The organism is Chitinophaga sp. 01L420 (assembly GCF_056399985.1).
The window spans coordinates 61,171-72,695 of sequence record NZ_JBFTSK010000041.1; the positions used below are offsets into that span (position 1 = coordinate 61,171).

The following is an 11,525-nucleotide window of genomic DNA, read 5'->3' on the forward strand; positions in this document are numbered from 1 at the left end:
TAACCCGATGAGACGATCAATCATACGCAGCTGCCTCGGCAGTCTGTGTTGTCTGGGCGCAATGGCAGTAGCCACTGCCCAAAAGCCTGCTGACAAGGCCAACAAACTGGAAAGGATAGATGCTGTTTTATCGACCATACTACAGGAGGCACATGGAGCCGGGTTTGCAATAGCCGTAGTAGAAAAAGATAAGGTCATATTTTCCAAAGGGTTCGGTTACCGCGACATGGCCCGTAAACTACCGGTAACACCGCATACGCTGTTTGCGATAGGCTCCTGTACCAAATCATTTACCAGCACTCTGCTGGGTGATTTACGCAAGCAGGGAAAAGTAGATTTTGATAAACCCGCCACCACTTATTTACCCGCCCTGGATTTTTCTGATCCTGCATTGAACTACCAGGTCACATTACGGGATATGATGTGCCATAGAACCGGCTATTCCCGTTACGACCTGGCATGGTATCTTTTTAATACCAGCTCCCGGGATACGTTGTTACAGCGTATGCATTATATGAAACCTACTGCTCCGTTACGCGCTCGTTGGCAGTATAATAACTTTATGTTCATGGTGCAGGGAATGGTGGCAGAAAAGTTAACCGGTCAATCCTGGGAACAGAATATCAACAGCCAGATTTTTCAGCCATTGGGAATGAGTGAATCTTCCATCGGCATCGTTGCCCTGGCGGCGGCCCCGGAGCCATCGCGCGGATATACGCTCGACAAAGACGAAGGTATCAAAGAAATAAAGTATCATCCAATCATCGCAATGGGCCCTGCCGGTGCTATCAACAGTACCGTAATGGATATGTCCAAATGGCTGATCACCTGGATGCATGGCGGGATGTATAACAACAAAGAAGTCATCCCGGCAGATTATGTGAAAGAAGCCACTTCTTCGCAGATGATCATGGATGCCGGTGCCCCGGATCCTAAAACACCTCACGTACAATTTGGTAACTACGGATTTGGCTGGATGCTGTATACCTACCGCGGTCACTATAGGGTGGAGCACGGCGGCAATGTGGATGGATTTACTGCGCTGACGACCTTTTATCCTTTAGATAGTATTGGCATCGTTGTCCTCAGCAATCAGATGAATTCCAAAATTCCGGCTTTGGTAATCGATGTCGTTTCCAATCAGTTGTTCGGTGTGGCCGCCCTGCCTAAAAAGAAGGACATGTCCGGCGGCAAGGATACCACCAAACCATACATCGATCCTGATTTTAAAGCGCATGCGCCTACCCATCCGATCACCGCTTTCGTGGGCGTTTTTAAAAATGATGCCTACGGTAACCTGAACATTTACAACAGAGCTGATTCTTTGTTTGTAGGACTCCCTGATATCACCTGGTTCCTGAATCATGAAGACTATAACATTTACTCCCCTTACGATGCCACGGATTCTGTTATTGACCCGGCCTACAAATCCAATATGCGGCTGCAGTTCCTGATGAGTAATTCGGGAGATATTGACCGCGTGAGCTTTTCTTATGATCCATACGGAGATCCGGTGATATTTGATAAGCAACCGCCAGGTGCGGCTACGTCTGCTGTGGCATTGGAGCCGTTTACAGGCAATTACAACTTATCCGGCACACCTATTACGATAAGTGCAGGTGATGGCAATGTGTTACAGATGGAATTTCCCGGTCAGCCTAAGTTTATACTGGAAGCAATTGACAGTAATACTTTCCGTTTAAAARGACTGAAAGACTATAAAGTAAAATTTATCAGGGATGCCAATCAGAAAGTGACGGCATTGACTTTTATACAGCCCAATGGTGCTTTCAGGGCAGAAAAAACGGAGAAGAAATAAAGAAACAGCATGGGCTATTATTTGCAGGCTTTTATTTGTCAACAGGAGGATGGAGACACTTTATCTGTTACAATGTTGTCTCCTACACCATGATACAACAGTATAGTTGCCAGGTAAGTCAGGGATGTAAAGATATTGGCAGCATCCGGGGACCCATTACTCGTTATTTTTTTCCTTTTGCTCCGCTTTCCATATCAGCAAATCTATGCCGGATAATCCGGAAGGATGCGCCGCTGCTTCATTCTTCAGTTCTTTTGCAACAGGAGCGGCCTTCTTAGCAGGTTTCTTCACTTCGCCAGTAAAATCAGTGGTGGCAGGTCGGTTGTTTTCCCAGAAATTTGAGAGGAAGTTCAACGCTTGTTGAGGGGTATCTATCTTCTCTTCTTCCTTCAACAATTCCATTATCTTCAAATCAAATCTTACCGCAACTGGTTTGTTCTTTTCTTTTGCCATAGTTACAAATATAGGGAAATCATAGCCGATTCTGTCCGGGACACTATAATTGGGCAGGAGTCACACCAAAGCATACCGTACCTTAAAAGGATTGATTTGTACATTAATTACCGTCAATTGTACAATTTTTATATAGCATTCCTTCCCGACCTTTGCAAAGCATTATTAGCAAACAGCATCCCCATAAAAATAGTGTTACAACTTAACAGTGTAACAGTTGTAGGTTTATAGAGCGAGCTCCGATGTTAATCGGAGCTTTTTGTTTGCAAATGCCCCTGGAGTCACGGACTACAGGAAGTAGTGCATGTTATTTAAGAGGTAGGCTTTTCCTCGTCAGGTTCTCTTTCTACAATAATACTGCATTCCCCGATCAGGGCGGCTACGGCGCCTATGGCCGCCAGGATGGGGGCAAATATAGCACCTACAATGCCTATCGTGAGTGGGAAAGACATCAGCTCCTTGCCTTCTTTATCTGCGATCGTAATTTTCCGGATATTTCCTTCTGCTATCAGTTCTTTTACTTTTTTTACCAGGTTTTCGCCGTGGAGGGTAAACGTTTCTTTTGTGGTCATAGTAATTATCTGGTTTTTCTTTAAGTTATCGAAAATTGTTTAATATCCGGAAGGAATTTTAAACCACCAGAGGAGGTGGTGGCCAGGTTCCCGGCCACCACTTTTTACTGTGCTACCAGGTTTTCCAATGCGCCAAAGGCATGGTCAATCAAAATTTTCCAGGTGCCGTCTGCCTGTTGCTGCATGACTTCAATTCCTTTGGCGCTTACTTTCACTTCGTCGCCATCCGTAATGTTCCATTCAGAACGTCCTACTGCCAGGTTACCTGTTTGAAGACAGTACACCGTTTTAATTTCCATTTTCCCTTTAACAGATAAAATAGACCTGATGGCTGATTCAAAGGCTTCCTTACCTGAAACCGGTTTTCCAGGCTCAGGTACAATAATGCCGTTAAAATCATACATACTCAATACAGTAGCTACATCGCCGGTGTTGAATGCTGCAGCAAGTGTTGCATGTGCATCTGCAGCCCTTTTAGGTAGATTCATGGTACTTGTTTTTATATAATAGGTGAAAAATTGTTGGTGACACTGATTTCCTGGCTAAGCCGGCCGATGTTATCATACACTTTGTTAAATAAGAAAGGCCCCATACTGGCTCGTTTTACGCCGAGTTTATGCAGTGTGTCAAAATCAGGCAGACCAGGGATACACATCACATTTAAAGGCAGGGATGTATTGCTTACTGCTATCGCAATATCTTCTGCTGCGCTGATACAGGGAAGAAAAATGCCGTCTGCTCCGGTGTGATCATAAATTTTTAATCTGCGGATGGTTTCGGATTGCGTATGATCTACATTCAGTATAAATGTATCACAACGAATATTCACGAACAATGACAGGTTTTCCTGCAACAGTTTGGTTTTAATATATTCGATGGTGTGGGCAAATGCGCTGGCATCTTTCAGCACTCGTCCTGTGTGATGAATAACGGAGTCTTCGATATTAATCCCTGCAACGCCCAGTTCAGCCAGCTTTCTGACATTGGCAAAGATCGCTTCATCGGATGTGCCGTAACCCATTTCTATATCTACGGAAAGCGGAATTTGTATAGCAGACAGGATTCTGTTAATGACAAAGAGGTAGTCGTTGAAAGGCATGTCTTCGCCGTCCTGGTAACCGAGACTACCGGCAACGGCAGCACTGGAGGTGGCAACGGCGGGAAATGCCTGTCCCTGGAAAAGTAAAGCACTTTTAGCATCCCAGGCATTGGGTAAAATAAAAAGCTGTTCTGAATGATGCAGGTTACTGAATTTTTCGAATGAGGAAGTCATGATGTTGGTATTTCAGATGAATAAATTTGTTTGCTGATGTTATTGTTATCAGGAACAAAATTATTCACATAGCATCACCTGTAATTGTATAAAACGGAACTACTTAATTACTGGCAGTAGCCAAGGTAACAGGAGAGTTCTCCAGCGTGTAGCCGGAAGGGGTATATCCTGTAAAAGATTTGAATTCTCTTATAAAGTGCGACTGGTCAAAGTATCCGCAGTCGTAGGCAATAGCGGTTAACGAGGATTCTCTTTTGAGAACAAGCTGCAGGCTGTTCTGGAAGCGGTTTATTTTGCTGTATAGTTTGGGCGTAAGACCGGTATATTGTAAAAATATTTTTTGAAGATAACGGGAAGTGATACCGTATCGGGAGGCAACGTTTTCTATATTATCAAAGAAATCATATCGCCGGATTTCTTTCATCACATCGCTGACTACACCTATCTTATTAAATTTGGGTTCCGCAACAGCAAGTCTGTTTAACAGGAAATTTTCAACCAGTGCAATCCGTGCATGCCAGGAACCTGTTTCCTGCAGTCTTGCATACAAGATGTTCACCGTATTATCTGACAGGTCGCTGAAATCTACTACCTGGTTGTTAAACAGGTCTACCTTCTCACGTAGAAACAGTGCGGCAGCGTGGGGGTAAAAACGAATGCCCAGCATGATATTTTTGCCGATAGACTTAATGGGCAATGGCCGGATGATTTGTCCCCACAATTCTATGGAAGGCGTGGTCACAAAAGTGTCGCCCACAGCCGTTTGCCATTTACCGGTTCCCAGGTTAAATATAATTTCTATGCAGCCGCTTGGAAATACGGTGTCATCAAAAGGAGTATTGATGTCGGATTCATAAATGTAATAACATTTTATATAGGGCAGCAGCGGGTTACAAGGCTTGATTTCATTATATTTCATGGCAGACAAAATTAATGCTGGGAGCAAAGATCAGTCATACGAAACGTCTGAAATTGTATAAAACGGAACAAATCACCTTTGAAATACCGTAGCTGTTTGATATCTACGGTATTTCAAAGGTGATGCAGTTACTTTAATTTCCAGTCAGGCCGCTCAAAATGGCAGGTATATCCATGCGGATGCTTCTGCAAATAGTCCTGGTGTTCCTCTTCTGCATTCCAGAAGTCAGTGGCTGGTACTACTTCTGTTACGATCTGCCCTGGCCACTTGCCGGAAGCAGTCATCTCTGCGATTAATGCTTTTGCTGTTTCCTGCTGAGTTTCATCCAGGAAGAAAATAGCGGAACGATAAGAGGTGCCTACATCATTACCCTGCCTGTTCCTGGTGGTAGGGTCGTGGATCTGGAAGAAATATTCCAGCAGCTTCCTGTAGGATATCTTTGCAGGATCAAATGTAATTTCAATACCTTCTGCATGTGTACCATGATTGCGATAGGTGGCATTCGGCACATTGCCGCCGGTGTATCCAACTACGGTTGAAATAACACCTGGAAGATGGCGGATGAGCTCTTCTACGCCCCAAAAACAGCCTCCGGCAAGAATGGCTTTTTCAATCTCCATATATCTTTCGGTTTAAATCAGATGAAGTTTAACGCCAGCCATATGTCAGACCGGCTAAGGCTGAAAATTAACATATTTCCGCGATACGGAAAAATACCCTACTGATATACCTTCACCCAATCCACAATCATCTGCACCGGCAAGGTTGCGGGATCTACTTTTCCCACCCAGTCGCCACCCAGCTGCTGATCTATCATTATATAAAAAGGTTGATCGTAGGGCCACTGCGATGGATCCACGTTTTTTACCCGGGGATAGGTGAACGTTTCTTTTCCATTCAACAGGAACACGATTTTATCAGGATACCAGCTGATGCCAAAGGTGTTGAAAACCAGCGGATCTAACTTTGCAGTTCCGAAATGAGGCGGATGCTCCGTTTGTTTAAGATCCAGGGTATAGTAGGAGTGAGTAGTCTGGTAAATGAGGGAGTCATAGTTAAGATGCTCCATGATATCAATTTCCCCGTTCCTCGGATATTTACCATATTTGTCTGTTTCGGCCAGCAGCCACATGGCAGGCCATGCGCCACGCGCACATTCCAGTTTTGCGCGGATTTCAATTTTCCCATATTGAAATGCAAACTTCCCTTTTGTATAGATACCGCCTGTCAGAAATGGCCTTGGATCTTTTGAGGTGTCCGGGTTCCTGATACCACGGAGGTATATCTTGCCGCTATCAAGTTTGTAACATTGATCATCACTGCTCATATGCTTGTCCCAGGCGGCAGTACCGGGAGGAATACGGGTCCACCTGGTGGTATCCAGCGCAGCGCCGTTGAAGTCGTCCTGCCAGACGAGCTTCCAATGCTTATTTTCCCGTCCTGATTTTTGGGTGTAAAGGTATCCGTCTTTGCCACTTCGCGTGGTGACTTTGCACGCTGAGAAGCCAGCTATCAGTGATAGCAGCAGGAGTATGTTTTTTTTCATTGTTGACTGTAATTGTTTGTTCTAAGCAAATATAAGCGTTTACATACAGGTAATTTATAACTAACGGGAATGTATATACGTGATGCAAAACATTGCGGTAGCGGATTCGGCACCGTATGCTTTTACATTTTTTGTGCGCATGAAAGTGTAGTGCTAAAGTGAGGAGTGATGATATTGCTCATCTGTCACTTGTTCCATCCAGTCAACAGGGGAACCATTCAGCTTCTCCTGGATAGCGATGTGGCTCATGGCCGTAGTGGCCGTAGCTCCGTGCCAGTGCTTTTCACCTGGTGGAAAGAAAACGATATCTCCGGGATGAATTTCCTGTCTTGCTTCCCCTTCCCGTTGTACCCAGCCGGCGCCTGCAGTGATGATCAGTGTCTGACCAAGTGGATGGGTATGCCATGCCGTGCGGGCGCCCGGTTCAAAAGTGACGAGTGCCATCGCCACACGGGCAGGTTCCGGGGGATTCATCAGGGGATCGATTCTTACGGTGCCAGTAAAATATTCTGCGGGACCTTTGCCGGAAGGTTGTGAACCGCTGCGTATGATTTCCATAGATGCTCCTCCTCTGATTTTTAGGGTGTGAGAAAAAAATTAATTAACAACCAGGAATGCTTCCTTGTTGCAGGGTGCTGGCGACATTTTTATATGATGCCGGTAATGATTCCATAAAGATACATTTATCAGCGAAGGAAGTGACCGGTTTTAAAAGCATGCTTCTTTCTCAGGAAACTAACCACTCCGTTAAATCCGGATTTGAATAATAGTTTTCAAGTTCTTCAAAGTCCCCACCATCGTGGCATTTATTAATATAGTCTAATGCCTTTTTTGCTTCCGGATCATTGCTTACCTGCAGATAGGCTATTGTAGCAGGTAGTCCCATAAAAGGCACCAGTTGTATATCCAGCCCGCAATAAGTATCAAAATCCGCATTTTTTGCTTCCCAGATCAACAGGCAATCTTCAATATTTTTATGAAGGGTCACGATAAAACAGGCAAACATGAGATCTTCTATATAAATGTTACTTACATATGGTTTGCGTAAGATTATCAATGCAGTAAGTAGCCCGATGGCAAAATCCCGGTTCCGGTAGGAATGGAAGTAATTATATAGCTCCCGTTTATTGCTGAGAATCCATGTAATATCATCTGCTGGAATGCCCCGATGCGTATTGAAATGATCAATGATGACAGGAACTTTCATTGTTTTTCTTTTATGAAATAATGTTGGATGAATAGCATTTACTTAAAAGGGCGATTATGCGCAGGTGCTGGCTCTTTCAGTACCTCTGACAGGCGTATTACCTTGTCTTTAAGCAACAGTTCGATCATAGACAGAATAATAGTGTCCAGATCGGCCGGAATGTCGTTCTTGTATTTGCTGCCTACAAAATCAACATACTCGCTGATCGTCAGTTTTCCTGTTGCATCCAGGAAGATCATCTGTGGCCAGGGGTCGAGGGTGATTACCCGGGGAGCATAGTTATCATTGATCGTTATCATGTCTTTAGTAAGCCAATACCAGGGTGCGGCACGATAGAAGTAGAAATCCTTCAACGGCGAATTTTTCAGGGCTTCAAAAGCAGGAGTGGGCCGTTGGTATTTTTTGAAAAAATTAAATTTCATAAATAGTGGGTGACGCTTATCAATGCCTGATAATTGCTGAGCAGCAAATGTAACAGAATTTGTCGGATACCTGCTATACTCAACGACTTTCTGGCTGGTAGCCGGTGTCGGAAAAGAGCCCGTTCCATTATTATTAAGGTATTGTTATCATTGCCTGCATGATAAAATGGAGCAATGAAAACTTATACATTTATAAAATGGAAAACGCCATTGTTTTTGAAAAACTTGCAGACAAAATAGCTGGCATTTTATATTTCAGCGAATCAGAGTACCCGCTTACCCTTGAGCAATGGGGCACACTACCAGCTACTGAATTGGGTAAGAAAATAGCCACCTTAAACAAGGTGGAACCAACCACTTTGAAGGCGGTAAAGGAAGAAGATTTTTTTAATGAGATAGAAAGAACCGCAGATCCCAACGATACGCCGATAGTTGAAAATGCACGAAAATTTAAAGCACTTCATCAATTCCTGAAAGAAAACCTTACCAGCATCCAGGTAACACGCGTGGAAGGAGGAACCAATGTTCCTTTATACATTACCGGTTACAGGCCTGATGGTACCTGTGTGGCCCTGTTAACCACATCGATAGAATCCTGAAAAACCTAAATATAGCTTCCATCACCCTCTAAAAATGAATTATGAAACAATTCATCAGGCATATCTGCGTAATAAGCTTTGCAGGTATATTGTTTGCTTCCTGTAAAAAAGAACTCGATGTAACTCCACTCCCGGAACAGAAAATCAGCCGGGCAACTACTGAGTCTACCACCTTGCTAACGGAAAACTTTGAATCAGGCAGCAAATCAGCCTACACTTCCGGATCGGTTACCCTTTCCAGTGGCTCCTGGACCTTAGACGATGCGTTAATAGGTAACCTCGCCACTGATCTGAAAAACGGCACTAAATCCGTACGGATCAGGAACACGGGTACCGTTACTTCCAATTTCAATATCACCGGAGGTACAGGTACTATCACCCTCACCATTAAGCATGGTACATTTGGCTCGGACGGCAGCAGCGATTGGCAACTATGGACCTCTTCCAACAGCGGGAGCACCTGGACACAACAGGGGAATACAATTTCTACTTCCAGCAGCCTGCAAACAGCGACCTTTTCGGTTGCAGCAACCACCAATCTGCGCGTCTCTATCCGCAAAATTTCCGGTGGCAGCAACAGAATCAATATAGACGACATTGCTATTACGCTGGACGGCGGCGGTGGCACCACACCACCAACAGGTGGAGATGACGACAATATGCTGATGGGTAATCCCAGCAATGCTTTGGCCAGTATATCTTCAGAAAATAACTACCTGATGGTTAAAACCTATTACGCATTATCGTATAGCCGCAGCCGTGGCACGCCCAACTGGGTAAGCTGGCACATTCAATCGTCAGATCTGGGCAGCATCTCCCGTAGTAATGATTTCAGGGCAGATAATACATTGCCCTCCGGCTGGTACCAGGTACAGAATAGCAGCTACAGCGGATCGGGATTCGATCGTGGGCACAATTGTCCTTCCGGTGACAGAACCGCTACCGATGACGCCAACTCTGCTACTTTCCTGATGACCAATATGATGCCTCAGGCACCTAATAACAATCAAAAAACATGGGCTAACCTGGAAAATTATACCCGCAGCCTTGTGAACGATGGCAATGAAGTATATGTCATCACCGGCTCATATGGACAAGGCGGATCTGGTTCACTCGGTGGCACCACCAACACGATCAATAACGGAAATGTTACGGTACCTTCCAATATCTGGAAAGTGATAGTAGTCCTGCCTGATGGTAATGGTGATTTGAACAGGGTTTCAGGCAGTACCCGCGTGATTGCAGTGAATACGCCCAACAAAAATGATATTAATACCGACTGGACACAGTATAAAACAACGGTGCGCAGCATAGAAAGCGCTACCGGGTACAACCTCTTATCAAGTCTGCGCACTACACTACAGGACAGCCTGGAAACCAGGATAGATAATCAGTAATTTAGTAGAGGCAGACGCACAACGATAGTATATAGAGAAGCCGGGACAGATAGTATGCAATGACTATCTGTTCCGGTTCTTTTTTAATCCCATCGTTTGGGGCGTTCCTGATTTTTCAGATGCGCCCAATTTAAAAGCCTGTTATGGGATCAGGTTTAAAACCTGGGGGGAGTATAAATTATACGCTTTTAAGATATAGTGCATTAGGAACACACATCATTATAGTCAACATTACCTTTTCACTATGTAGGCTCCGTCGAGCCTATACTTAGCACCCGCTTAGCACCTATAGAAGCCCTGCAGGAGAGGTGGACTTGATGCGGGGATGACGTTTGGATGTGTAACCGGGATGAAATTGAATCAGCAGATGGAAAGAGGTGAGAACCGGCCATAGCAGGGCTGCTTCAGTACCAGACTGTAGTTGCGGAAAAAGATATACTATTTAAAGAAAGCGGGTATAAAGGGTTTATTCATCAAAATATCTCCGGAGGCAGGATCGCTTTATTCCAGTTGAATGATAGCTGGATATGCGTGTGTATAGGTAAGGTTGGGAAGCAATTTCGTCCGCTTTGGATAAGTACGTTTGTTAGCAGATTTGGGTACTTGTGGCGCTGCCACCGCAATGATATCGGCGGCCATGTATTTTCTGTTGCGCGATGGGCCATCCTTGTACATCGCTCTTACCTGGAAAACTACTACCAGTGAGCCCTTCCCGGGTACATCGAGCGAAACATTTGTTTCCTGGAAAGTGGTATCCGTATCTACCATGAGCGTAACCGTTTCGCTACCTGCCACCTGACGTGATCTAAAATCGATACGCGTTGCGATCACTTTTACTTCCAGGGCAGCCATACCATTATACCCGTCGATGGTTTGTGCGGGAATATTTAATATCCCGTTACTCAAAAGGCGGGGAGCCACCGGAAAGAAACGATCTACGCCGGTATGCTGATTGAAGCGGAAGCCTGTCAGCGCCTCATGATGATCGCCGGCAGCAATGAGTAGCCTGTTCAGCCGATTGATGTGGCCGCTGTCACAATGGATATCCAGGTGGCCGTAGAAAGCATGCCGGATAAAAGCGCCTTTCCTGCTGGCGATGCCGAAGCGTCGGGAGGCGCGGCGGGTGGCAGCCGTTTGCTGCACGCTTTGCGGCATGGAGCGCAGGAAGTAATTGCCATTGCGCCTATACCCAATGAGAGGGCCGAGTTTTCCCGTAAAGGGAATGATAGACATTTGTTTTGCCATGGAAGATTATTTTGATTACTATAAATATAACATAATCCGGGGAACCAGTTTTTGGGCAGATTGAAGATTATCT

Annotated in this window: 14 protein-coding genes; 3 read left to right on the plus strand and 11 right to left on the minus strand. The window is 44.9% G+C overall.

Going from position 1 to position 11,525, the window contains the following annotated elements:
- The first annotated feature begins 7 nt into the window (after positions 1-7).
- Positions 8-1,819: a serine hydrolase gene (locus tag AC1DP6_RS28575; protein ID WP_477057926.1), complete on the plus strand. Its 1,812-nt coding sequence runs from the start codon at positions 8-10 to the stop codon at positions 1,817-1,819.
- Between the two features lie 156 nt (positions 1,820-1,975).
- On the opposite strand, the gene AC1DP6_RS28580 is transcribed toward AC1DP6_RS28575, so the two are convergent.
- The 10 genes from AC1DP6_RS28580 to AC1DP6_RS28625 form a co-directional block, all read right to left on the minus strand.
- Positions 1,976-2,272: a hypothetical protein gene (locus AC1DP6_RS28580; protein ID WP_477057927.1), complete on the minus strand. Its 297-nt coding sequence runs from the start codon at positions 2,270-2,272 to the stop codon at positions 1,976-1,978.
- 311 nt (positions 2,273-2,583) lie between these two features.
- The gene (locus AC1DP6_RS28585; protein WP_477022310.1) at positions 2,584-2,844 is read right to left on the minus strand and encodes a DUF4342 domain-containing protein; all 261 of its coding nucleotides are present in this window, start codon (positions 2,842-2,844) and stop codon (positions 2,584-2,586) included.
- Between the two features lie 104 nt (positions 2,845-2,948).
- Positions 2,949-3,332, minus strand: coding sequence for a YybH family protein (locus tag AC1DP6_RS28590; RefSeq protein ID WP_477057928.1), 384 nt, complete (start codon positions 3,330-3,332; stop codon positions 2,949-2,951).
- An 11-nt stretch (positions 3,333-3,343) separates the two neighbouring features.
- Entirely contained in the window at positions 3,344-4,117 is a 774-nt protein-coding gene (locus tag AC1DP6_RS28595; protein WP_477057929.1) for an isocitrate lyase/PEP mutase family protein, read from the minus strand.
- A gap of 103 nt (positions 4,118-4,220) precedes the next feature.
- Positions 4,221-5,036: a DUF6597 domain-containing transcriptional factor gene (locus AC1DP6_RS28600; protein WP_477057930.1), complete on the minus strand. Its 816-nt coding sequence runs from the start codon at positions 5,034-5,036 to the stop codon at positions 4,221-4,223.
- Positions 5,037-5,164: 128 nt separating this feature from the next.
- On the minus strand, positions 5,165-5,656 hold the full coding sequence (gene msrA, locus AC1DP6_RS28605; RefSeq protein ID WP_477057931.1) for a peptide-methionine (S)-S-oxide reductase MsrA: 492 nt from the start codon (positions 5,654-5,656) through the stop codon (positions 5,165-5,167).
- Positions 5,657-5,754: 98 nt separating this feature from the next.
- Positions 5,755-6,582 (minus strand): glycoside hydrolase family 16 protein, encoded by an 828-nt coding sequence (locus AC1DP6_RS28610; RefSeq protein WP_477057932.1) that lies wholly within the window; start codon positions 6,580-6,582, stop codon positions 5,755-5,757.
- A 153-nt stretch (positions 6,583-6,735) separates the two neighbouring features.
- Positions 6,736-7,140: a (R)-mandelonitrile lyase gene (locus tag AC1DP6_RS28615; protein ID WP_477057933.1), complete on the minus strand. Its 405-nt coding sequence runs from the start codon at positions 7,138-7,140 to the stop codon at positions 6,736-6,738.
- Positions 7,141-7,309: 169 nt separating this feature from the next.
- The gene (locus tag AC1DP6_RS28620) at positions 7,310-7,789 is read right to left on the minus strand and encodes a hypothetical protein (RefSeq protein WP_477057934.1); all 480 of its coding nucleotides are present in this window, start codon (positions 7,787-7,789) and stop codon (positions 7,310-7,312) included.
- Positions 7,790-7,827: 38 nt separating this feature from the next.
- A complete protein-coding gene (locus AC1DP6_RS28625; protein WP_477057935.1) occupies positions 7,828-8,211 on the minus strand; it encodes a hypothetical protein in 384 nt (127 codons plus the stop codon).
- Positions 8,212-8,408: 197 nt separating this feature from the next.
- Between AC1DP6_RS28625 and AC1DP6_RS28630 the strand changes: the two genes are divergently transcribed.
- Both AC1DP6_RS28630 and AC1DP6_RS28635 read left to right on the plus strand, forming a co-directional pair.
- Positions 8,409-8,810, plus strand: a complete 402-nt coding sequence (locus AC1DP6_RS28630) for a nuclease A inhibitor family protein (RefSeq protein ID WP_477057936.1) — start codon at positions 8,409-8,411, stop codon at positions 8,808-8,810.
- A gap of 41 nt (positions 8,811-8,851) precedes the next feature.
- Positions 8,852-10,207, plus strand: coding sequence for a DNA/RNA non-specific endonuclease (locus AC1DP6_RS28635; protein WP_477057937.1), 1,356 nt, complete (start codon positions 8,852-8,854; stop codon positions 10,205-10,207).
- 501 nt (positions 10,208-10,708) lie between these two features.
- Here AC1DP6_RS28635 and AC1DP6_RS28640 read toward each other — a convergent pair.
- Positions 10,709-11,452: a hypothetical protein gene (locus AC1DP6_RS28640; RefSeq protein ID WP_477057938.1), complete on the minus strand. Its 744-nt coding sequence runs from the start codon at positions 11,450-11,452 to the stop codon at positions 10,709-10,711.
- Between the last annotated feature and the right edge of the window lie 73 nt (positions 11,453-11,525).